Consider the following 23,078-nt stretch of genomic DNA (forward strand, 5'->3'; position numbering starts at 1 on the left):
TCAGCGGCCGCGCAGACGGCGGACGAGGATGCTCGCGTCGCCGCGGGACTCCAGGTCCGCCAGGACCACGGCGACCGCCTCGCGGACGATCCGGCCGCGGTCGACGGCGAGGCCGTGCTCGCCGCGCAGCACGAGCCGCGCGTGCTCCAGGTCCATCAGCTCCTCGGCGGAGACGTAGACCGTGATCTTCTCGTCGTGGCGTTCCCGGCCGCTGGGGCGCCGGTTGGTGGTCCGGCCCCGGCGCCGCGCGGGGGCGGCCGCCTTCGCGGGGGCGGGCTGCTGCGCGGGGACCGACTCGGTCTCCCGGGCGCGGGGCTCGGCCGCCTCCGAGCCGGCCGCCGCGTGCTCGGCGGAGCCGGGAGCGGCACCGCCGTCCGCGCCTGCCGCCGGGTCGCTCTCGCCCGCCGGAGCGGGAACGGTTCGGCGGGGTGAGGACGCCTGGAGCGCCATCCCCCCGGTCGTACGGAAGAGTTCGTCGGCTCCGGGCAGACTCACTCGGCGTGACACCGGGCGAGCACCTCCCTGGCGAGCTGGCGGTAGGCGGCGGCGCCCACGGAGTTGGAGGCGTACGTGGTGATGGGCTCGCCGGCGACCGTGGTCTCCGGGAAGCGCACCGTCCGGCCGATCACCGTGTGGTAGACGTGGTCGTCGAAGGCCTCGACGACGCGCGCGAGCACCTCGCGGGAGTGGACGGTCCGGGAGTCGTACATCGTGGCGAGGATGCCGTCGAGCTCCAGCTCGGGGTTGAGCCGCTCCTGGACCTTCTCGATGGTCTCGGTCAGCAGGGCCACACCGCGCAGCGCGAAGAACTCGCACTCCAGCGGCACGATGACCTTGTGAGCCGCCGTCAGGGCGTTCACGGTCAGCAGGCCGAGCGAGGGCTGACAGTCGATCACGATGTAGTCGTAGTCGTTCATCAGCGGCTTGAGGGCGCGCTGGAGCGTGGACTCGCGCGCGACCTCGGAGACCAGCTGCACCTCGGCGGCGGAGAGGTCGATGTTGCTCGGCAGCAGGTCCATGTTGGGGACCGCCGTCTTGAGCAGCACCTCGTCCGCCGACATGCCCCGCTCCATGAGCAGGTTGTAGACGGTGAGGTCGAGCTCCATCGGGTTCACGCCGAGGCCGACCGACAGGGCGCCCTGCGGGTCGAAGTCGACGAGCAGCACCCGTCGTCCGTACTCGGCGAGCGCGGCACCCAGGTTGATGGTCGACGTGGTCTTGCCGACGCCGCCCTTCTGGTTGCACATCGCGATGATCGTGGCGGGGCCGTGGTCGGTCAGCGGGCCCGGGATCGGGAAGTACGGCAGCGGCCGTCCGGTGGGGCCGATCCGCTCGCGGCGCTGGCGGGCAGCGTCGGGCGCGAGGGTGGCCGCGTACTCCGGGTCGGGCTCGTACTCGGCGTCGGGGTCGTAGAAGTGCCCCTCGGGCAGCTCGTCGTAGGCGGCGAAGTGGGTGGACTCTCGGCCCATCTCGTTGCCGGCCGTGGCGTTCACGTGTAGGCCGTCCATCGTCTTCAGCGTGTGGGTTGTCGTCATGGGCTGGTGCGTCGCGAAGGTCCGCACCGCGACGGAACCGACCGGGGCACCTGGCGCACCGCTCCCGGGAGTAAATGTCGACTCATTCACAAGTCGTCTTACCTCCTTGGACGTGACCAGGAACATTTATCGATAGGTCAGCGTGGCACCATGCCGACGGTTGGCGACTCTATGGCGTGTCACCGCTCCGCAGCAACACAATCGCCCGGACCCGGCCCGATGTGTCGGCAACCGAACACGCCTCTGTCAAGGGCGCGCAGCCATGCATCCACACGTTTCAGGGGTGTGCGAAACGGTTAAAGGGTTACGTTCGAGGCGAGTTGACCGAACGTTTTGGCGTGGCCGGAGACACAGTCGGCCGGACCTTGTCGAACAAGGTCCGGCCAGGTGCGTGACATTGACGGCGGGCGTTGACGGGGCCGTCGTCGGGGGGTGTCCGGGAGGTGCTCCGGATCAGCCGATGAGGGTGCTCAGCTCCACGTGCTCGTAGCCGTGCGCCTCGGCCACCTCCTTGTAAACGACCTTGCCGTCATGGGTGTTGAGGCCCAGGGCGAGCGCGGAGTCGCGGCGGAGCGCCTCGACCCAGCCGTTGTTCGCCAGCGACACGATGTAGGGCAGCGTGGCGTTGGTGAGGGCGTAGGTGGAGGTGTTCGGGACGGCGCCCGGCATGTTGGCCACGCAGTAGAAGATCGAGTTGTGGACCTGGAAGGTCGGCTCGGCGTGGGTGGTCGGGTGGGAGTCCTCGAAGCAGCCGCCCTGGTCGATGGCAATGTCGACAAGGACACTTCCGGGCTTCATCTTGGCGACGAGCTCGTTGGTGACCAGCTTCGGGGCCTTGGCGCCGGGGATGAGGACGGCACCGACGACGAGGTCGGCCTCGACGACGGCCTTCTCCAGCTCGAAGGCGTTGGAGACGATCGTCTTGACCTTCGTGCCGAAGATCTTGTCGGCCTCGCGGAGCTTGTTGATGTCCCTGTCGAGCAGGGTCACGTGGAAGCCCAGGCCGATGGCGATCTGCACGGCGTTCCAGCCGGAGACGCCGCCGCCGATGACGACGCACTCGCCGGCGTGGGTGCCGGGGACGCCGCCGGGGAGGACGCCGCGGCCGCCGGCCGAGCGCATCAGGTGGTAGGCGCCGACCTGCGGGGCCAGGCGGCCCGCGACCTCGGACATCGGGGCGAGCAGCGGAAGCGCGCGGTTCGCGGTCTCGACGGTCTCGTACGCGATGGCGGTGGTGCCGGACTCCAGGAGGGCGTCCGTGCACTCCTTCGAGGCGGCGAGGTGCAGGTAGGTGAAGAGCGTCTGGTCCTTGCGGAGGCGGTGGTACTCCTCCGCGATCGGCTCCTTGACCTTGAGGAGCAGGTCGGCGGTGGCCCAGACCTCGTCGGCGGTGCCGAGGATCTCGGCACCGGCGGCGACGTACTCCTCGTCCGTGATCGAGGAGCCCACGCCCGCGTTCTGCTCGATGAAGACCTGGTGGCCGTTGCGGACGAGCTCGTGGACACCGGCGGGGGTGATGGCCACGCGGAACTCGTTGTTCTTGACCTCGCGGGGGATGCCGACCTTCATCGTCGATCACGGTCCTTGAATCAGGGGATAACTGGGTCACTGCGATACATACCCGGATGCACTGCGGCACACCGGGGCAGACCACGTTCCAACGCGGCAGAACCAGTCTAATGAAGGAGTTCCCGCTGTCTAGCCTTTCAAAGTACTAATCTTCTGCGGAGCCACTGCGGATTTCGTAGGCGTGGCGTTCCGTTTCCAGGAGTCGGTCCGCCGTGGCGCGGTGCAGCCGCGCCGCCGCGGGGTCGCCGAGCCGGTCGAGGGTGTCGGCGAGCCGCAGCCGGAGCGCCGCCTGGAGCCGGGTGTCCTGGGCGCGGCGGGCCCACTCGACCGCCTCCTCACAGGTCCGCAGCGACTCCTCGGGACGTCCGGCGTACTCCTGCACCCGGGCCGCCTCGCTCAACGCCCGTGCGTGGCCCGGGAGATCGCCGAGCCTGCGGTACCCGGCCGCGGCCGCCCGCCAGTGCCGCAGCGCCTCCCCGTACCGCCCCGCATAGGTCTGTACGGCGCCGAGGCGGGCGTACAGCCGCGCCTGGTCCGCCCGCTCGTCGTGGGCGAGGCGCTGGGCGAGGGCGCGGCCGTACCAGTCGCCGGCCCGCTGCCAGTCGCCGAGCTCCTGATAGCTGCCACCTACGGATTCCATTGCGCGACCGGTGGCGTACGGGTCATTTGCTTGCCTTCCGGCCTCCCATGCCAACCGATATCGCAGCAGAGCGTCCTTGGCGCGGCCGGTTCTGGCGTCGAGGTCGCCGAGGTTGAGCAGGGCCGCGGCCCGTTCGCGGTGCAGTCCGCGCCGCTCGGCCACGTCGAGGACGAGCCGGTGCAGCCCGTAGAGGTCGGCGGCCGCCGCCTCGGCGCCGGAGTGCGCGGTGAGCGCCCGCACCAGGGAGGCGATGAGCCGGCGGGCGAGGGTGTCGAGCTCGCCGTCGGCGACCGCGAGCCGGGCGCAGGCGAGGAGCACGGTCCTGCGGGTGGCCAGCCAGCGGGCGGCGGCCTCGGGGGTGGGGAAGCGCAGGGCGCGCGGCAGGCCGGCGAGCTTGCGCCGGGCCGGGGAGCCCTCGGGTTCGGTGACCGCACGGCAGGACTGGAGGAGCCGTACGGTCCGCTCCAGCATCCGGGCCCGGGCGAGCTGCACCTCGGCGGGCCGGTCGCGCTCCTCCAGCTGGGCGCGGAGAAGGGGGACGAGATGGCCGGGGGCCTCGTACTGTCCGTCCCCCCTGTCGGCCACCAGCCCCAGACGGGCGAAGTCCGCGAGGGTGGTGGCCGCCGCCGAGACCGAGCAGCCGGCCAGGGCGGAGGCGGTGTGGGCGTCGGCCCGGCCGAGCGGGGCGAGCGCCAGGTAGCGCAGTATCCGGGCGGCCGGCTGGGGCAGCGCCTGGTGGGCGAGGAGGAAGGCGCGGGTGAGGGGGTCGCCGCTCATGCCGCGGAGCCGTTTGGCGAGGTCGGCGACGGAGGTCTCGGGCCGTCCCGCCAGCCAGCCGCCGGCCAGGACCACCGCGGCGGGCAGTCCGCCGCACTCCTCCACCAGCGCCTCGGCGGCCTGGGGGTCGACGGTGATGCGGACCGAGCCGGTGGCGGAGGTCAGCAGCTCGATGGCCGACTTCGGGTCGAGCCCGCCGACGGTGCAGGGCCGTACGTCCGGGATGCCGGTGAGCGGCCCCCGCGCCACCGCGACGACGAGGGCGTCCGGGTTGTCGGGGAGGAGGGGGTCGGCCTGCTCGGCGTCGACGGCGTCGTCGAGCAGCAGCACCGCCCGGCGGGTGGAGAGCGCCTCGCGGACCAGCTGGGTCAGTTCGTCCTCGGCGGCGCCGGGGGGTTCGGCGACCCCGAGGTCGCGGAGGAGTTCGCGGGCGGCCCGCGCGGTGGGGACGGGCTCCCCGCCGGGCTCGGTGAGCCGGGCCCGGTGGACGCCGTCGGGGTAGCGGTCGGCGAGCGAGGCGATCAGCTCCTCGGCGAGCGCGGTACGGCCCGAGCCGGGCCGGCCGGCGATGAGGAGGACGCGGGCACGGGGCGCCTTGCGGCCGGTGAGGGTGTCCAGGCCGGTCCGCTCGATGTCGGCGCGCAACGCCTTCAACTCCCGCTGCCGGCCGTAGAACTGCCGGCTGCCGGCCGCCGCTGCCACAGCCTGATCCGTCACGGGGCCACACTCCCGTCCACCTGCGCACGAGCCGATCCCGCGGGGACTCCGCACGGGCGTGTACGAGCGTAGTTCAGCCCCCCGCACACCCCTGGCGGAGCACGACGGGCACATCCCCCGATCGGATCAACGGACAGTCACACCGGACCTTGCCCACGCAGGCGGGCGCAGCCCACACAGGGACGCGGGGCGCAGCCAGCGCGGGGCGTCGAGGCGCTACGCCTCGAAGGGGCGGGCCGGCCAGGGCGCGTCGGCGGGGCGCAGCGCGTCCAGGCCGTCACCGGCCCTCGCGGCGACCAGCGACAGCACACCCACGACCAGGCAGTTGTTGTGCAGCTCGCCGGCGAGGACACCGCGCACCAGGTCCGTCAGCGGGACCCGCGCCACCTCCATGTCGGCCTCCTCCTCGGCGACCTCGTACCGCTCCCCCTCCGCCTCGGCGAGGTCGCGCGCCAGGAAGATCCGTACGGCCTCGTCGCAGCCGCCGGGGGTGGTGTAGACGTCGGTCAGGACGTGCCACTCCCCCGCCTTGGCGTGCGCCTCCTCGTACAGCTCGCGCTGGGCGGCGTGCAGCGGGTTCTCACCGGGCACGTCGAGCAGTCCGGCCGGGATCTCCCACAGCTTCTGCCGCACCGGGTGCCGGTACTGCCGCAGCACGAGCACCCGGTCCTGGTCGTCCAGGGCCAGGACGGCCACGGAGCCCGGGTGGACCTGGTAGTCGCGGCGGACGACCGAGCCGTCCGGCATGACCACGTCGTCCGTGCGGACACTCGTCTTGTTGCCCGTGAAGGGGGTGGCGGTGGCGACGGTCCGCCACTCCTCCGGGGTGTCCTGCACCTGTGTCACTGGTCCTCCCACATACGAAAGCCGGGGTACGGGTCCTCGTGCGAGGAGCCGTACCCCGGCAACGTTAACAAGGGGGGTGCTACTGGGCCGTCTTGCGCTCGACGGCCGCCTTGACCAGGCCCGCGAAGAGCGGGTGGGGGCGGGTCGGGCGGGACTTCAGCTCCGGGTGCGCCTGGGTGGCGACCAGGTAGGGGTGGATCTCCTTCGGGTACTCGACGAACTCGACGAGCTTGTTGTCCGGGGAGGTGCCGGAGAAGACCAGGCCGGCCTTCTTCTCCAGCTCCGCGCGGTAGGCGTTGTTCACCTCGTAGCGGTGGCGGTGGCGCTCCTCGACGTACGGCTCGTCGCCGTAGGCCTCGCGGACGACCGAGCCCTCGGCGAGCTTGGCCGGGTAGAGGCCCAGGCGCATCGTTCCGCCCAGGTCGCCGGCGCCCTCGACGTAGGCGAGCTGCTCCTCCATCGTGGAGACGACGGGGTGCGCGGTGGCCGGGTCGAACTCGGTGGAGTTCGCCTCGGGGATGTCCGCCAGGTTCCGGGCCGCCTCGATGACGATGCACTGGAGGCCCAGGCAGATGCCGAGCAGCGGCACCTTGTTCTCGCGGGCGTACCGGATGGCGCCGACCTTGCCGGCGACACCGCGGTCGCCGAAGCCGCCGGGGACGAGGATGGCGTCGCAGTCGCCGAGCTGCTTCTCGGCGCCGGCCGGGGTCTTGCAGTCGTCGGAGGTGACCCACTTGACCTTGACCCGCGCCTTGTTGGCGAAGCCGCCGGCGCGCATGGCCTCGGTGACCGAGAGGTAGGCGTCGGGCAGGTCGATGTACTTGCCGACGAGCGCGACGGTGACCTCGTGCTCCGGGTTGTGGACGCGGTCCAGGAGGTCCTCCCAGACGGTCCAGTCCACGTCGCGGAAGGGCAGGTCGAGCTTGCGCACCACGTAGGCGTCGAGGCCCTCGGAGTGCAGCACCTTCGGGATGTCGTAGATCGACTTGGCGTCGATGGCGGCGACCACGGCGGCCTCGTCGACGTCGCACATCAGCGAGATCTTGCGCTTGATGGCGGTGGGGACCTCGCGGTCGGCGCGCAGCACGATCGCGTCGGGCTGGATGCCGATGTTGCGCAGGGCGGCGACCGAGTGCTGGGTCGGCTTGGTCTTCAGCTCGCCGGAGGGGCCGATGTAGGGCAGCAGCGAGATGTGCACGACGAAGACGTTGTCGCGGCCGACCTCGTGGCGGACCTGGCGGACGGTCTCCAGGAAGGGCAGCGACTCGATGTCGCCGACGGTGCCGCCGACCTCGGTGATGACCACGTCGACGTCGTCGGTGGCCATGCGGCGGATCCGCGACTTGATCTCGTTGGTGATGTGCGGGATGACCTGCACGGTGTCGCCGAGGTACTCGCCGCGCCGCTCCTTGGCGATGACCTGCGAGTAGACCTGGCCGGTGGTGACGTTGGCCGAGCCGTCGAGGTCGACGTCGAGGAAGCGCTCGTAGTGGCCGATGTCCAGGTCGGTCTCGGCGCCGTCGTTGGTGACGAAGACCTCGCCGTGCTGGAACGGGTTCATCGTGCCCGGGTCGACGTTGAGGTACGGGTCGAGCTTCTGCATCGTGACCCGCAGGCCCCGCGCCTTGAGGAGCGCACCCAGGCTGGAGGCGGTGAGACCCTTGCCGAGGGAGGAGGCGACACCCCCGGTGACGAAGATGTGCTTGGTCGTCGTGGTGTTGGGCGGCATCGCCAAGAGGGGGCTCCCGTGGTCGCGTTCTGGAGGTGCGAAGCGGCAGGTCCTCCGGAAGAATCGGGGGTGCCGTCGCTGCGGTTTCGGGGGCCTCGGCTGAGCGCCGTTTCCCACCGGTCCACGGGGTACCAGGGTATCAGTGACAGCAGGAGACCGCTTCCGGCCACACGGTCGGCGCACCGGCCGACCGTGTGGGAGGGACCGCGAGGGGGCCGTCCGGGGGAGGCCGGCGGACCACGGAGAAGATCACACAGACGCTCGATGAACATCCTGTTCACCCGTACGGAGCAGCACGTCACCGGGTGATCATCACGGTCGTCAGGGTGCGGACCGTCCCGCCGCACGTCGTCACCGGGCGGCGGGCCGACGCCGCCGCCCCGCCCGGGGAAGCGGACCGGGGGCCGTGTCGGCTCCCCTTGATCCGCTGCCCGGGCCGGGCATCCCGCACACTGGCACCGCGGGTACCTTCTCGCACCCACCGCAGGTCTCGCGGCGCGTGGACGCGACACCCGCAGCACGCGCCCCGAGGGGCGGACAGGCCGTTCGACTGGAGTGAAACACGTGGCCGGGCGTATCGAGGATTACGCACTCATCGGAGACATGCAGACCGCGGCGCTGGTCTGCCGGGACGGCAGCGTCGACTGGCTCTGCCTGCCCCGCTTCGACTCGCATGCCGTCTTCGCGGCACTGCTCGGCACCGAGGAGCACGGCTTCTGGCGGGTGGGCCCGGCCGGCCCGGCCGACGCCGAGCCGGCCCCCGCCGACCGCCGCCGCTACCTGGGCGACTCGCTGATCCTGGAGTCGGAGTGGGACACCCCGCGCGGCACGGTCCGGGTGACCGACTTCATGCCGCCGCGCGACGGCGCCCCGCAGCTGATCCGGATCGTGGAGGGGGTCAGCGGCCGGGTGCCGATGCGCTCGACGCTGCGGATGCGGTTCAGCTACGGCCGGATCGTGCCCTGGGTGCACAAGGTCGGCGAGCGGACGGTCGCGGTGGCCGGGCCCGACTCGGTCTGGCTCGACACGGAGGTCGAGACCCACGGCGAGCACCTCACCACCTACTCCGAGTTCACCGTCACCCCCGGCGACCGGCTCGCCTTCACCCTCTCCTGGCAGCCCTCGCACAAGGAGCAGCCGCCGCTGCCGGACCCGGAGGGCTCCCTGGAGGCGACCGCCGGCTTCTGGCGCGACTGGGTGGATCACTGCACCTACCACGGCCCCTACCGGGAGGCCGTGGTCCGCTCCCTGATCACCCTGAAGGCCCTGACGTACGCGCCCACCGGCGGGATCGTCGCCGCGCCGACCACCTCGCTGCCGGAGGAGATCGGCGGCGTGCGGAACTGGGACTACCGCTACACCTGGCTGCGGGACGCGGCGATCACCCTCTCCTCGCTGCTGCGCACCGGCTACCGCGAGGAGGCCCGCGCCTGGCGGGAGTGGCTGCTCCGCGCGGTCGCCGGCGACCCGGAGAACCTCCAGATCATGTACGGCATCGCGGGCGAGCGGGAGCTCGGCGAGGCGGAGCTCGACTGGCTGCCCGGGTACGAGAACTCGGGCCCCGTCCGGGTCGGCAACGGCGCCGCGAGCCAGCTCCAGCTGGACGTGTACGGCGAGGTCACCGAGGCCCTGCACCTGGCGCACATGACGGGCCTGTCCCGCAACGACTACGCCTCCCTGCTCCAGATCAAGCTGATCAACTACCTGGAGAAGAACTGGGACCAGCCCGACGAGGGCATCTGGGAGGTCCGCGGCCCGCGCCGGCACTTCACCCACTCCAAGGTGATGGCCTGGGTGGCGGTCGACCGCACGATCAAGCTGATCGAGTCCGGTGACGCGGACGGGCCGCTTGAGCGCTGGCGCGAGCTGCGCGACGAGATCCACCGGGACGTCTGCGACAAGGGCTACGACAAGGAGCGGAACACCTTCACCCAGTCGTACGGCTCCAAGGAGCTGGACGCCTCGCTGCTGCTGATCCCGCAGATGGGCTTCCTGCCGCCGGACGACAAGCGGGTGATCGGCACGATCGAGGCGATCCAGCGGGAGCTGTCCACGGAGGACGGCTTCGTGCTGCGCTATCCGACGGCCGGCGAGGAGGCGGGCGTCGACGGTCTGGAGGGCGACGAGGGCGCCTTCCTCGCCTGCTCGTTCTGGCTCGCCGACGACCTGGCGATGATCGGCCGGGTCGACGAGGCCCGCACCCTCTTCGAGAAGCTGCTGTCGCTCCGCAACGACCTGGGGCTGCTCGCGGAGGAGTGGGACCCGCGGCTCCAGCGGCAGGTGGGCAACTTCCCGCAGGCGTTCAGCCACGTCCCGCTGATCGACACCGCCCTGCGGCTGACGGCGAGCGGCGCGTACGGCGGCTGAGGGGCGCGGTGGAGGGGCGCCCTCCGGGGGCCGGACCTACGATGAAGATGTCCCGGCCCCCGCAACGAAAGGGGGGCGTTCGATGGCTCCCCAGACCCCCGTCCCGGACACGGCCCTGGCAGGTCTCCGTGAGGACCTGGCGGGTGAGGTGCTCGTCCCCGGCGATCCGGGCTACGACGAGGCGAGGCTCGTCCACAACGGCATGATCGACCGCCGTCCGGCCGTCATCGCCCAGTGCGCGACCCAGGCGGACGTGTCCAACGCGGTCCTCTTCGGCCGCGAGACCGGTCTGCCGATCGCCGTGCGCGGCGGCGGGCACAGCGTCGCGGGCGCCTCCGTCGTCGACGGCGGCCTGGTGATCGACCTGCGCCGGATGCACGCCGTCGTCGCGGATCCGGAGCACATGACGGTACGGGTCGAGGGCGGCGCCACGATGGGGCACCTCGACCGCGCCACCCAGCCCTTCCACCTGGCGACCACCGGCGGCCGGGTCTCCACCACCGGCGTCGCCGGCTTCGCCCTGGGCGGCGGCTCGGGCTGGCTGGAGCGGAAGTTCGGGCCGGCCTGCGACAACCTGCTGGCCGTCGAGCTGATCACGGCCGAGGGGAAGCACGTCGTCGCGAACGCCGAGGAGAACCCGGAGCTGTTCTGGGCGCTGCACGGCGGCGGGGGCAACTTCGGCGTGGCGACCTCCCTGACGCTGCGGCTCCACGAGCTGCCCGCGATGAGCTTCGCCCTGATGTTCTTCCCGCCGGCCTCGGGGCAGGCCGTGACGACCGCCTACCGCACGCTCTTGGAGACGGCGCCGGACGAGGTGGGCGGCGGGGTGCTGTACTTCCCCGCGCCGCCGGAGCCGTTCATACCCGAGCACCTGGTGGGGCAGCTGGTGTGCGGCGCGCTGATCACGTACGCGGGGCCGGTCGCCGGTACGCGGGAGCTGGCGGGCCCGCTGTCCGCGCTGCGGCCGGTGGTGGAGCTCGTCCAGGACATCCCCTACGCGGACTTCCAGTGCATGCTGGACGACCCGCCGGGGCTGCGGAACTACTGGTCGGCGGAGTACCTGGGCTCCTTCCCCGACGAGGCCGTGGAGGTGTTCTGCGCCCGCGGGGAGCGGATCCCGGCGGGCACGGCCACCCAGCACGTGCTCTTCCCGATGGGCGGCGCGTTGGCCCGCGGCCCGCTCGACTATCCGGTGCCGTGGCGCACCGCGCCCTGGGCCGTCCACCCCTTCGCCACCTGGGAGAACCCGGAGGACGACGGCAGGGCGGTGCAGTGGGTGCACGACGTGCGGACCGACATGCGGCCGTGGTCGACGGAGGCGGTGTACCTCAACTTCATCGGCACGGAGGGCGAGCAGCGGGTCGTCGCCGGCTTCGGTGCCGACCACTACCCGCGGCTCGCCGCCGTGAAGGCCGCGTACGACCCCGACAACGTCTTCCGCTTCAACCACAACATCGTGCCGGCGGCCGCCTGAGCCCACCGGGGGTCACCGGAGGGCGTCGATCACCTCCTTCGCGGCCCGCTCGCCCTCGGTGGCGCCGCCCTCCATGAAGCCCTGGAAGTCGTAGGAGCAGTGCTCGCCGCCGAGGTGGACGTTGCCCTGGGCGGTGCCCTCGTACCCGGCGTACCGGTGGAGGTAGCCCACCGGCCAGGAGGAGTAGGCGCCGAGGGCCCTGGGGTTCTTGTGCCAGGCGGAGAGCTGGGCGCGGCCGGTCCAGGTGCGTGAGGTGCCGGGGAAGAAGGCGTCGATCCCGGTGAGGTAGCGGCCGACCAGGTTCCTCACGTAGGGGTCGGACTCGGTGGAGAAGGGGCCCGCGGGGTTCAGGTTCCGGGCGAGGCTGCCGCCGTTGTACTGGATGAGGATGCCGCCGGTGCCGCCCTGCACCTTGGTGGTGTCCCAGGTCTGCTGCACGTCGAGGTCGGTGAAGCAGTCGCCGGCGGAGACACCGGGCCAGGGCCCTGTGCCGCGCCAGGGGCGGGTGGCGAACTGCATGTTGAGCTTGGTGCAGTAGCCCATGCGGGCGTCCCGCAGCAGGTTCGTCATGAGCGGGTCGAAGCCGGCGCGGCTGAGGTCGAGGCGTTGTTGCAGGACCGGCAGCGGGACGCACAGGATCGTGTGGTCGGCGGTGACGGTGCGGGTGGAGCCGCCCTCGGCGAAGGTGAGCGTCTGGGTGCCGTCGGCGTTGGCGCGTACCGCCTGGAGGGTCCAGCCCATGCGGAGGGTGCCGGGGTTCAGGGCGCCGGCGATGGCGTGCGGGAGCCGGTCGTTGCCGCCGACGACGTGGTACCGCTCGTTGGACAGGCCCCAGATGTTGAAGTTGCCGGGATTGGTCTGGTAGCCCATGAGCAGGACGAGGGCGAGCGAGGACTGCTCGGTGGTGTCGGCGCCGTACTCGACGTTGTAGGCGACGTCGATGAACCGGCCCAGCGGCGAGGAGTGCCCGCCGGGGACGCGGGTCTCGATCCACTCGTACAGGGAGAGGTTGTCGAGGGCGGTGCCGGCGGGCGTGGTCTGGTTCCAGAAGACCTCTCCCGCCTCCGACAGGTCGCGGCGCAGCGCCTGGTAGACGGCCTTGAAGTCCTCGTCGGCCTGGCGGCGCGGGTAGTAGCCGCCGCCGAACCAGAGGACCTCCTCGGCCCCGTTGGGCCCTCCGCCGAGGAAGTCCTCGGTGGTCAGGCCGAAGCGGCGGCAGAGTGCCAGCATCTTCTTGTGGCCGGTGTCGATGAGCTCGCCGCCGATCTCGGAGATCTGTCCGTAGGCCCAGTGGCCGCGCTGGGTCCACATGCGGCCGCCGACGCGGGCGGGGTCGGCCTCGTAGAGGACGGGGCTGAGGCCCGCGTCCTGGAGGGTGAGGGCGGCGGTGAGTCCGGCGATGCCGGCGCCGACGACGGCGATCCGGGCGTCGGACCGCACCGGCCGGTCGGGGACGGCGGCCGCGGCGGGGGCGGGGGCGGCCCCGGTGGAGACGGCGGAGACGGTGATGCCGGCCGCGGCGGCGGCCTTGAGGAGGGTGCGGCGGCCGAGGGGGTCGTTCCTCAGGCCGCGGAGTTCGTCGACGGGGAGGCCGAGCCGGCGGGCGTCGGCGTGGTCGGCGGCGAGGCGGTTCAGGAGGTGCATCGGGTTGGTGCGTGCCATGGGGCGCTCCTGGAGAGGTGAAGGGGTCGGCTGTGCGGTCTCAGCCGTGAGGGGTCAGCCGTGCGCTGCCGGTACGGGCTCCGCCCGCTCGTCGTCGTCGCGTTCGGCGGCGTCCTCCAGGACGATCCGGCCGATGATCTCGTACCGCTCGGGCCGCCTGGCCCTGAGGTAGAAGCCGAGGCCGAGGCCGCCGAAGAAGACCGTGCCGACGATCCACGGGATCGCCTTGAAGAAGAGCGACTCGGCGGCGAGCCCGGCCGCGGTCTCCATGTTGACGATCAGCAGCACGACGACGGCGGTCATGCCGATGCCGCCGAGGAGGGGCGCGGTGAGGGTCCTGAACCAGTGCCGGTCCTCGGGGTGGTTCTTGCGGAAGTAGCCGATGACGGCGAAGGAGCAGAGCGTCTGCACGATGAGGATCGCCATCGTGCCGAGGATCGCGAGCAGCGTGTAGAGGTGGATGTACGGGTCCTGGCCGGTGAGCCAGAAGGTGCCGACGAGCCCGACGGCGATGGCGCTCTGGACGAAGGAGGCGATGTACGGGGAGCCGTGCCCGGGGTGGGTCCGGCCGAGGGCGGGGTGGAGGAAGCCCTCGCGGCCGATGGCGTAGAGGTAGCGGGAGGCGCACTGGTGGAAGGCCATGCCGCAGGCGAAGGAGCCGGTGAGCAGCAGCCACTGGAAGGCGTCGACGGCCCAGGCGCCGATGAAGGTCCGGGTAGGGGCGAAGAAGAGGTCGAGGGGGTTGTCGGAGGTGGCGAGGGCGGCGGAGCCGGAGAGACCGTTGCCGGCGATCGCCATCCAGGAGACGTAGATGTAGAAGAGTCCGACGCCGACGACCGCGATCAGGGTGGCGCGGGGGATGACGCGCTTGGGCTCGCGGGACTCCTCGCCGTACATGGCGGTGGACTCGAAGCCGACCCACGACCAGAACGCGAAGAAGAGGCCGAGGCCGGCGGAGGCTCCGGTGAAGGCGTTCGCGGGGTTGACCGGCTCGACGGGGATGCCGTCGGGGCCGCCGCCGTGGATCAGGATCGCGGTGGCGACCGCGAAGAGGACGGCGATCTCCGCGACCAGCATGATGCCGAGGGCCTTGGCGGTGAGGTTGATGTCGAAGTACGCGAGGACGGCGGTGACCGCGAGCATGGCGGCCGCGTACAGGATCCACGGCAGGTCGACACCGAGCTGGTCGGCGACCGTCGTCTTGGTGAAGTAGGCGAACACGCCGACGATGGACGCCTCGAAGACGATGTACGCGAGGACGGCGAGCATGCCGGAGGCCATGCCGGCGATCCGGCCGAGGCCGTGCGAGATGTAGCCGTAGAAGGCGCCGGCGGCGGTGATCCGCTTGGCCATGGCCACGTACCCGACGGAGAAGACGGTCAGGACGAGGGTGGCGAAGAGGTAGCCGGCGGGGGCCCCGGTGCCGTTGCCGAAGCCGACGGCGATGGGCAGGTTGCCGGTCATGGCGGTGATGGGCGCGGCGGTGGCCACGGCCATGAAGACGACGCCGACGAGTCCGACGGAGTTCGCCTTGAGCCGGTCGACGCGGGGCGCGGGGCCGCCGCCCGGCGGGGTGGAGGTGTCTGTCATGGCGGGAGAGCATCCACTGGAGTGACGTAGGCCACAATCGACAGGCGGTCAGTCAATCGGCGCCGTACCACGACGAGTTGTCGCCCCTGAGGGCGAACCGTCGTCCCCTGTGACCGTGGGGAGATGTCCAGGAAACACCACGGGCGATAGCGTCCGCCCATGGACACGCAGGGCGGCATCACCGTACAACGGGCACTCGAACTCCCGGGGCTCCGCAGCGGCCTCCCGGAGGTCGTCGCCGGAGCCGACCGGCTCCAGCGGACGGTGCGGTGGGTGCACGCGGGCGAGGTGCCCAACATCGCGTCCCTGCTGAAGGGCGGCGAGCTGCTCCTGACGACCGGTCTCGGTCTGGGCACCCGCCCGGCCGAGCAGCGGACCTTCGTGCGCCGCCTCGCCGACCGGGGCATCGCGGCCCTCGTCGTCGAGCTCGGCCCGCGGTTCGCCCGGCTCCCGGCGACGATAGTGGAGACCGCCAGGACCGCCGGGCTTCCGCTGGTCCAGCTCCACCGCGAGGTGCCGTTCGTCACGGTCACCGAGGAGATCCACACCGAGATCGTCAACGGCCACTACGCGCTCCAGCGGCGGGCCGAGGAGGTCCACCGGCAGTGCACCGAGGCGCTGCTCGGCGGCGGCGGGGTCCCCCAGGTGCTCCGCATCCTCTCGGACTTCGCCGCGAACCCGGTCTTCCTGGAGACCGCCGACGGGCAGCTGCTGTACGCGGCGGGCACCGAGTCCGGTCCTGCCGACCCGCTCCAGGTGTGGGACGGGCTGCGGGGCCAGCGCGCGGCCCGCGAGTCGGGGCCGCCGACCGGCACGGTCCTCGTCGACGTGCCCGGCGGAGGCCCGGGTACGGGCTCGGTGCGGGCCCGCCTGGTGCTGCTGGCGGTCTCCGGCGCCCTCGCCCCGGTCCACCGGATGGCCGCCGAACGGGCGGCGGGCCTCCTCGCGGTCGTCCTCATGCAGGCCCGGCAGGAGGAGGAGCTGGCGGCGCGCGGCCGCGGGGACTTCCTGACGGACCTCGCGGAGGGCCGGATCTCGGCGGAGGACGCCCCGGCGCAGGCCCGGGTCCTCGGCTTCAAGCCGGGCGAGGGCCCGCTGCTGCCGGTGGTCATGCGGCTCGCCCCCGAGCTGTCCCCCTCCGGCAGCTGGGCCCTGCTTGCCCGGGCCGTCCACGAGGAGCTCTCCGCCGTCGGTGTCCCGGCCCTGCTGGGCGTCCGGCCGGTCGAGGGCCGGGTCCCGCTGCTCCTCGGGCTGCGTTCGGAGTCGGAGCGGACGGCGGTCGCGGACCGGGTCGCGGCGGCGCTGCGGGCCGGTGTCGAACGGGCCGGTCTGGAGGGCGCCGGGACGCATCCGCCGGTCGTGGTGGTGGGCATGGCGGGCGGCTGGGCGGCGGCCTCCGCGGGGCTGCGGCACGCGGCGGAGACCGCGACGGCGGCCCAGGGCCTCACCGACCGCCCCTGGTACGACGCCCGGCGCCTCGACATCGACCTGCTGCTGTGGCGGCTGCGCGACCACCCGGACCTGGCGGCCTTCGTCGACCGCGCGATCGGCCCGCTCCGCGACCACGACCGGACCTCCCGCCCCCCGCTGCTCCCCACCCTGGAGACGTACCTGGCGCACGCGGGCCGCAAGGCGGAGACGGCCCGCGAGCTCCACCTCAACCGCCAGACCCTCTACAACCGTCTGGGCCGCATCTCCGAACTCCTCGGCACGGACCTGGACGACCCCCAGACGGTCCTGGCGCTGTCCCTGGCGCTGAGGGCGAGGAGGCACACGCCGTAGCAGGCGGCTAACGGCCGGTCAGTTCGTCGTAGACGCTCAGCACATGGGCGATCGTGTCGTCCTCCGTCGGCCATGTGCCCGCCTGCACCCGGCCGGCCGCCGCGAGGTCCATCCGCCGCTCCTCGTCCGCCAGCAGGCCGCGCACGGCCGCCGCGAGGGCGCCGGCATCGCCGTACGGCACGAGTTCGGCGGCGTCGCCGACGAGTTCGGGCACGCCGCCGACGGCCGTGGCGACCAGCGGCACGCCGAGCCGCAGCGCCTCCTGCGCGAGCAGGGACCGGGCCTCCCACCGCGAGGGCAGGACCGCGATGTCCGCGGCGGCGAGCAGCTCGGCGACGTCGTCGCGCCGGCCGATGAGCCGTACGGCGAGCCCTTCGGCGGCGATCCGCCGCTGGAGCACGGCCCGTTCGCGTCCCTCGCCGGCGATGACGAGCAGCGGCTGCGGGTCGAGCCCCCGCCACTCCCGCGCCGCGTCGAGCAGCGTCCCGTACCCCCGTCCGGGTTCGAGCGCGCCGACGGCGATGAGCAGCGGCCGGTCGACGGCGCCGAGTTCGGCCCGGGCCTTGCCGTCGTGGAGGCAGACGGGTCCGCGAGCGGCGGGCACGGCGACGGGGGCGAGCCGCGCGTCGCGGGCGCCGCGGCGGCGGGCCCGGTCGACGAGTTCGGAGGAGGTGCCGAGGACGACGGTGGCCGCCCGTGCGGTCCGCCGCTCCAGGAGCCGTACGAGCCCGGCGCGGGGTCCTTCGGCGTGCGGCCGGCCGTGCCAGGTGGTGACGAGCGGGAGGCGGGCGGGTCCGACGCCGCCGGAGACGGCGAGCGCGGCCCGGACGGAGGCGTGCAGCCCGTGGGCGTGGACGACGTCGGCGCCGATGCAGGCGTTGCGGAGCACACCGACGGTCGCCGGGTCGTTGCGGCGCGCCAGCGGCACGACGTGCGCGCCGGTCCCGGAGTAGTCGTAGAGGCGGTCGAGTTCGGCCGGAGCGCACACGGTCACCCGGACGCCCCTCGCCACCAGCCCCGAGGCAAGTGATCTGACGTGAGCGCTGCTGCCCGCGCTGCCGCCGCCCAGCACTTGGACCGTACGGAGCTGTGTCACGCGCCCAAGGATGCCAGTCCGGACGCCCCACCGTACGCACGTTCCGGCACCGACACCGCATCGTTCCCCGGCGCGTCGGGCGTCCGGTGCCGCACCCCGCCCCCGGGTTCACCCACACGGGTGAGCGCGCGCCTCCGCTTAACGCGCCCCCCGTGCACGCGCCGGAGCCGCCCCGGACTCCCCGGACGGGAGGTCAGAGGTCCGCGCGGGCCGTGGCCAGGAGTTCCTCCGCGTGGGCGCGGGCCGTCTCGGAGTCCTCCTGCCCCGCGAGCATCCGGGAGAGCTCGCGGACGCGCTCCTCGCCCTCCAGGACGGTGACGCCCGAGCGGGTGACGGAGCCGTCGTTGGTCTTCTCGACCAGCAGCTGCCGGTCGGCGAAGGCGGCCACCTGCGGCAGGTGGGTGACGACGACGACCTGCGCGGTGCGGGCGAGCTTGGCGAGCCGGCGGCCGATCTCCACCGCCGCCTTGCCGCCGACGCCCGCGTCGACCTCGTCGAAGAGGTACGTCGGCACCGGGTCGACCCCGGCGAAGACCACCTCGACCGCGAGCATCACGCGGGACAGCTCACCGCCGGACGCGCCCTTGGCGATGGGCCGCGGCGGGGCGCCGGGGTGGGGGGCGAGCAACAGCTCGACCTCGTCGGCGCCGGTGGGCCCGTAGGCCACGTTCCGCCCGTTGACCTCGACGCCCGAAGCCTCGTCGACGGACTCGGTCTGCCGGATGTCGAAGGACACGCGCGCGTGCGGCATGGCGAGGGAGGCCAGTTCGGCGGTGACCGCCCCGGCGAACCGGTCCGCGGCCTCCGTCCGGGCATCGGTGAGTCGCTGGGCGAGGACGGACAGTTCGTCGCGCAGCCGGTCCCGCTCGGCGGTCAGCTCCCCGATCCGCTCGTCGTCGCCCTCCAGCTCCCCGAGCCGCGCCGCGCTCTCCTCCGCCCAGGCCAGGACGGCCGCGACGGAGTCGCCGTACTTCCGGGTGAGCTGGGCGAGGGCGGCCCGCCGCTCCTCGACCGCGGCGAGCCGCAGCGGGTCGGCGTCCAGATCGTCCGCGTACCCGGCCAGTTCACCGGCCACGTCGGAGAGCAGGATGGAGATCTCCCCCATCCGGTCGGCGAGCGCGGCGAGCGCCGGATCGTGCGCCCGTACGGCCTCCAGGGCCCGGCCCGCGCCCGCGACCAGGGTGGTCGCGTCGACGGACTCGGGGTCCTCCGGGTCGCCGACCAGCGCGGCGTGCGCGAGCGCGGCGGCGGAGGCGAGGGCCTCGGCGTGCCCGAGCCGCTCGGCCTCGGCGGCCAGCTCCGTGTCCTCTCCGGGACGCGGCTCGACGGCCTCGATCTCGCCGAGCCCGAAGCGCAGCAGATCGGCCTCCTGGGCTCGCTCACGTGCCCGGGTGGTGATCTCCTCCAGCTCGGCGGTGACGGCCCGCAGCCGCCGGTACGCCTCCGTGTAGGCGGCGAGCGGCACGGACACGGCGGCACCGGCGTACCGGTCGAGCGCACCGCGCTGCCGGGCGGGCTTGAGCAGGCCCTGCTGGTCGGTCTGGCCGTGGACGGCGACGAGTTCGTCGGCGAGCTCGGCGAGCAGTCCGACGGGCACCGCGCGCCCGCCGAGGTGGGCCCGTGAGCGTCCCTCGGCGGAGACCGTACGGGTCACCAGGAGGGCGCCCTCGTCGAGTTCGGCCCCGGCCTCCTCGGCCCGCAGCGCGGCGGGCGAGCCGGGCGGCAGGGCGATCCGCCCCTCGACGACCGCCGAGGCCGCGCCGATCCGCACCAGGGCCGGGTCGGCCCGTCCGCCGAGCAGCAGCCCCAGGCTCGTGACGACCATGGTCTTGCCCGCGCCGGTCTCACCGGTCACCGCGGTGAATCCGGGCGACAGCTCGACCACCGCGTCGTCGATGACCCCGAGCGACCGTATCCGCATCTCCTCCAGCACGCCCCAGACCATACGAGGTTTCCGGGCCGCGACGCGACATCACCCCCGTCACGGGGTGATCAGTGGGGCGCGCCCCGCCATCCGGAGACCGGCAGGGCGAACTTGGCGACGAGCCGGTCGGTGAAGGAGGCGTGGTGGAGCCGGGCGAGGCGGACCGGGACGGCGCCGCGCCGGACCTCCACCCGGGCGCCCGAGGGCAGTTCGACGGTCCGCCGCCCGTCGCACCACAGCACCCCGTGCGGGGTGTGCGGCTCGACCTCGACGGCGAGGACGGAGTGGGGGGTGGTGACCAGCGGCTTGGCGAACAGCGCGTGCGCCCCGATCGGCACCATGAGCAGCGCCTCCACCTCCGGCCAGACGACCGGGCCGCCGGCCGAGAAGGCGTAGGCGGTCGAGCCGGTCGGCGTCGCGCAGATCACCCCGTCGCAGCCGAAGCCGGTGACGGGCCGCCCGTCGATGGCGAGGACGACCTCCAGCATCCGCTCCGGGGACACCTTCTGCACGGCGGCCTCGTTGAGCGCCCAGTCGCGGTGCAGGACGTCGCCGTTCTGGTAGACGGCGACGTCGAGGGTCATCCGTTCCTCGACCTCGTACGCCCGGGTGACGACCCGGTCGACGACCTTGTCGAGGTCGTCGCGCTCGGCCTCGGCGAGGAAGCCGACCCGGCCGAGGTTGACGCCGAGCATCGGCACGCCGGAGGCGCGGGAGAACTCGGCGCCGCGCAGCAGCGTCCCGTCACCGCCGAGGACGATGATCAGCTCGCAGCCGTCGATCGCCTCGGGGCAGTCGTCGGGGATCTTCTCCACGGCGGGCGGCAGCGGCAGGTCCGCGGCCTCCGTCTCCAGGACGCGGACGCCGATGCCGCTGCGCAGCAGCCCCAGGACGACGAGTTCGGCGCTGCGCACGGCGGCCGGCCGCCCGGTGTGCGCGAGCAGGAGGACGGTACGTGGTGCCTGTGGTGCCGCTGATGCTGTCAACGAGGTCCCTCCGCCACGGCGCGGTCGACGTCCGCCGGATCGAGCGCGGGCGCGCCTGCCCGCAGCCACAGAAAGTACTCGACGTTGCCGGAGGGGCCGGGCAGCGGGCTGGCGGTGACGCCGAGCACGCCGAGCCCCAGCTCCGCCGCCTGCCGGGCCACGTTCTTCACGGCGTCGGCGCGCAGCTCGGCGCTGCGGACGACGCCGCCGGACCCGAGCCGGTCCTTGCCCACCTCGAACTGCGGCTTGACCATCAGGACGAGGTCGGCGTCCGGGGCGGTGCAGGCGGCCAGGGCGGGCAGCACGAGCCCGAGCGGGATGAAGGAGAGGTCGCCGACGACGAGGTCCACGGGGACGCCGTCGAGGACGTCGAGGGTCAGCTCGCGCACGTTGGTGCGGTCCTTGACGGTGACCCGCTCGTCGCTCTGCAGCGACCAGGCGAGCTGCCCGTAGCCGACGTCGACGGCGACGACGTGCCCGGCGCCCGCGCGCAGCAGCACGTCGGTGAAGCCGCCGGTGGAGGCGCCGGCGTCCAGCGCGCGCCGGCCCTCGACCCGCAGCCCCTTCGGGACGAAGGCGGCGAGGGCGCCGGCCAGCTTGTGGCCGCCGCGCGAGACGTAGTCGGGGTCGGAGTCGTCCCGGGAGACGACGATCGCCGCGGCGGTCTCGACCTGGGTGGCGGGCTTGGTGGCGACGGTCTTGCCGACGGTCACCCGGCCTGCGGCGATCAGCTGGCCGGCGTGCTCGCGCGAGCGGGCGAGTTTGCGCCGGACCAGCTCGGCGTCGAGTCGGCGGCGTGCCACTCCTGCCACGTTGGGTTCAGCTCCTGGGGTCGTGCGGACGGGGTGCGGAGGCGGGGTGCGCGTCGAGCGAGGTCAGTTCGGCGCGCAGTCCTCGGTGTACATCCTCGTACACCGCGAGGTGTCCGTCCGCCGGGAGGTCGTCGGCCTCGCCGAGCCGCTCCAGGAGCGCGTCGACGGCCGGCAGCCCGGTGGGCTCCCGGGGGACCCCCAGGGGCGCGGGCGCGGCCGGCTCCGCGGACTCCGCGGGCTCCTCCGCCGCCGGTTCCGTACCGGCGTCCTCACCGGTGTCCGTCATCGCTTCGCTCATGCCCCGACGCTACCGCGAAGCCCTGGGGTACGGTCGTCGGCGATGGCGACGATCACGGAGTGCCGCGACGCACTCGACAGGCTGGCGGCAGGTCTCGCGCGGGCGGACGGCGGGGTCCGGGGCGCGGCCGCGCTCGACCGCACCCTGAGCTGCCACCTCACCGACCTCGACACCACCTTCACCGGCCGGCTCGCGGGCGGCCGGATGGCCGTGGAGTCGACGGTGGCGGGCCCGCCGCCCTCGAAGGCGCAGATCCGCCTGGCGATGACCGGCGACGACCTGGTCGCGATGGTGGACGGCCGGCTGCACTTCGCGAAGGCGTGGGCCTCCGGCCGGGTCAGGCTGGAGGCCGGTCTCCGCGACCTGCTGCGGCTGCGCTCACTTCTGTAGGACGGGCTCCTGCCCGGATTCCCGCTCGGTTTCCCGGGCGGGCTCCTGCGCGGGCACGGCCCGGCGGGCCCGCGCCTGCCGCCCGGCCGGGACGACGAGCGGCGTACCGGTCTCCGGGTCGTCGATGACCTGGCAGCGCAGCCCGAAGACCCGCTCGACCAGTTCGGCCGTCACGACCTCGGACGGCGGCCCCTCGGCGACGACCTCGCCGCCGCGCACCGCGATGAGGTGGGTGGCGTACCGGGCCGCGTGGTTGAGGTCGTGCAGGACGGCGACGAGCGTCCGGCCCTGCGTCTCGTGCAGCTCGGCGCAGAGGTCGAGGACGTCGATCTGGTGCTGGATGTCGAGGTACGTGGTCGGCTCGTCGAGCAGCAGCAGCGGGGTCTGCTGGGCGAGGGCCATGGCGATCCACACGCGCTGGCGCTGGCCGCCGGAGAGCTCGTCCACGAACCGGTCGGCGAGCTCGGCGACGCCGGTGGACTCCATCGACTCCCGGACGATCCGCTCGTCCTCGGGCGACCACTGGCGCAGCAGGCCCTGGTGCGGGTAGCGGCCGCGGGCGACGAGGTCGGCGACGGTGATGCCGTCGGGGGCGATGGACGACTGCGGCAGCAGGCCGAGGGTCCGGGCGACCTTCTTCGCCGGCAGGGAGTGGATCGACTGCCCGTCGAGCAGCACCCGCCCCTGGGCCGGCTTGAGCATCCGGGACAGGGCGCGCAGCAGCGTGGACTTGCCGCAGGCGTTGGGGCCGACGATGACGGTGAAGGAGTTGTCCGGGATCTCGACGGACAGGTCGCGGGCGATGACCCGCTGCTCGTACGCGAGGGTGACCGACTCGGCCCCGAGGCGCTGCTGCTGCCGACCGCTCATGGGCGTGCTCCTGT

General features: G+C 73.1%; 18 protein-coding genes. 4 read left to right on the plus strand and 14 right to left on the minus strand.

Features of this window, described 5'->3' with window-relative positions; genetic code table 11:
* The 6 genes from QK442_RS30700 to QK442_RS30725 all read right to left on the minus strand — a co-directional run bounded on the left by QK442_RS30700 (position 1) and on the right by QK442_RS30725 (position 7,813).
* Positions 1-495 carry a hypothetical protein gene (locus QK442_RS30700; protein ID WP_282697360.1) on the minus strand — a complete coding sequence of 165 codons (495 nt, stop codon included), beginning with the start codon at positions 493-495 and terminating at the stop codon, positions 1-3.
* A complete protein-coding gene (locus tag QK442_RS30705) occupies positions 492-1,535 on the minus strand; it encodes a ParA family protein (RefSeq protein ID WP_282697361.1) in 1,044 nt (347 codons plus the stop codon). The genes QK442_RS30700 and QK442_RS30705 overlap by 4 nt, the downstream gene beginning before the upstream one ends.
* A gap of 453 nt (positions 1,536-1,988) precedes the next feature.
* Entirely contained in the window at positions 1,989-3,104 is a 1,116-nt protein-coding gene (ald, locus tag QK442_RS30710; RefSeq protein ID WP_282697362.1) for an alanine dehydrogenase, read from the minus strand.
* 145 nt (positions 3,105-3,249) lie between these two features.
* Positions 3,250-5,238, minus strand: a complete 1,989-nt coding sequence (locus tag QK442_RS30715) for a tetratricopeptide repeat protein (protein ID WP_282697363.1) — start codon at positions 5,236-5,238, stop codon at positions 3,250-3,252.
* Positions 5,239-5,454: 216 nt separating this feature from the next.
* Entirely contained in the window at positions 5,455-6,084 is a 630-nt protein-coding gene (locus tag QK442_RS30720) for an NUDIX hydrolase (protein ID WP_282697364.1), read from the minus strand.
* Positions 6,085-6,163: 79 nt separating this feature from the next.
* On the minus strand, positions 6,164-7,813 hold the full coding sequence (locus QK442_RS30725) for a CTP synthase (RefSeq protein ID WP_282697365.1): 1,650 nt from the start codon (positions 7,811-7,813) through the stop codon (positions 6,164-6,166).
* A 564-nt stretch (positions 7,814-8,377) separates the two neighbouring features.
* On the opposite strand from QK442_RS30725, the gene QK442_RS30730 reads away from it, so the two are divergent.
* On the plus strand, positions 8,378-10,180 hold the full coding sequence (locus QK442_RS30730) for a glycoside hydrolase family 15 protein (RefSeq protein ID WP_282697366.1): 1,803 nt from the start codon (positions 8,378-8,380) through the stop codon (positions 10,178-10,180).
* Positions 10,181-10,262: 82 nt separating this feature from the next.
* A complete protein-coding gene (locus QK442_RS30735) occupies positions 10,263-11,654 on the plus strand; it encodes an FAD-binding oxidoreductase (RefSeq protein ID WP_282697367.1) in 1,392 nt (463 codons plus the stop codon).
* A gap of 12 nt (positions 11,655-11,666) precedes the next feature.
* On the opposite strand, the gene QK442_RS30740 is transcribed toward QK442_RS30735, so the two are convergent.
* A complete protein-coding gene (locus tag QK442_RS30740) occupies positions 11,667-13,316 on the minus strand; it encodes an NAD(P)/FAD-dependent oxidoreductase (protein WP_282697368.1) in 1,650 nt (549 codons plus the stop codon).
* A 54-nt stretch (positions 13,317-13,370) separates the two neighbouring features.
* Positions 13,371-14,906, minus strand: coding sequence for an APC family permease (locus QK442_RS30745; protein ID WP_282697369.1), 1,536 nt, complete (start codon positions 14,904-14,906; stop codon positions 13,371-13,373).
* Between the two features lie 159 nt (positions 14,907-15,065).
* On the opposite strand from QK442_RS30745, the gene QK442_RS30750 reads away from it, so the two are divergent.
* Positions 15,066-16,688: a PucR family transcriptional regulator gene (locus tag QK442_RS30750; protein WP_282697370.1), complete on the plus strand. Its 1,623-nt coding sequence runs from the start codon at positions 15,066-15,068 to the stop codon at positions 16,686-16,688.
* 7 nt (positions 16,689-16,695) lie between these two features.
* On the opposite strand, the gene QK442_RS30755 is transcribed toward QK442_RS30750, so the two are convergent.
* The 5 genes from QK442_RS30755 to QK442_RS30775 all read right to left on the minus strand — a co-directional run bounded on the left by QK442_RS30755 (position 16,696) and on the right by QK442_RS30775 (position 21,804).
* Positions 16,696-17,784, minus strand: coding sequence for a glycosyltransferase family 4 protein (locus QK442_RS30755; RefSeq protein WP_282697371.1), 1,089 nt, complete (start codon positions 17,782-17,784; stop codon positions 16,696-16,698).
* Between the two features lie 193 nt (positions 17,785-17,977).
* Positions 17,978-19,729: a DNA repair protein RecN gene (recN, locus tag QK442_RS30760; protein ID WP_282697372.1), complete on the minus strand. Its 1,752-nt coding sequence runs from the start codon at positions 19,727-19,729 to the stop codon at positions 17,978-17,980.
* Positions 19,730-19,776: 47 nt separating this feature from the next.
* Positions 19,777-20,694: an NAD kinase gene (locus tag QK442_RS30765; RefSeq protein ID WP_282697373.1), complete on the minus strand. Its 918-nt coding sequence runs from the start codon at positions 20,692-20,694 to the stop codon at positions 19,777-19,779.
* A complete protein-coding gene (locus tag QK442_RS30770) occupies positions 20,691-21,506 on the minus strand; it encodes a TlyA family RNA methyltransferase (RefSeq protein WP_282697374.1) in 816 nt (271 codons plus the stop codon). Before QK442_RS30770 ends, QK442_RS30765 begins: the two co-directional genes overlap by 4 nt.
* A 7-nt stretch (positions 21,507-21,513) precedes the next feature.
* Positions 21,514-21,804, minus strand: coding sequence for a hypothetical protein (locus QK442_RS30775; protein WP_349239696.1), 291 nt, complete (start codon positions 21,802-21,804; stop codon positions 21,514-21,516).
* Between the two features lie 42 nt (positions 21,805-21,846).
* Here QK442_RS30775 and QK442_RS30780 point away from each other — a divergent pair, with 42 nt between their 5' ends.
* A complete protein-coding gene (locus QK442_RS30780; protein WP_282697375.1) occupies positions 21,847-22,194 on the plus strand; it encodes an SCP2 sterol-binding domain-containing protein in 348 nt (115 codons plus the stop codon).
* Here QK442_RS30780 and QK442_RS30785 read toward each other — a convergent pair.
* Entirely contained in the window at positions 22,183-23,064 is an 882-nt protein-coding gene (locus QK442_RS30785) for an ABC transporter ATP-binding protein (RefSeq protein WP_282697376.1), read from the minus strand. The two genes, QK442_RS30780 and QK442_RS30785, sit on opposite strands and share 12 nt — an antisense overlap.
* Positions 23,065-23,078: the final 14 nt, after the last annotated feature.

Origin of the sequence: Streptomyces sp. CC208A, from assembly GCF_030010625.1 — a bacterium.
Taxonomy (GTDB): domain Bacteria; phylum Actinomycetota; class Actinomycetes; order Streptomycetales; family Streptomycetaceae; genus Streptomyces.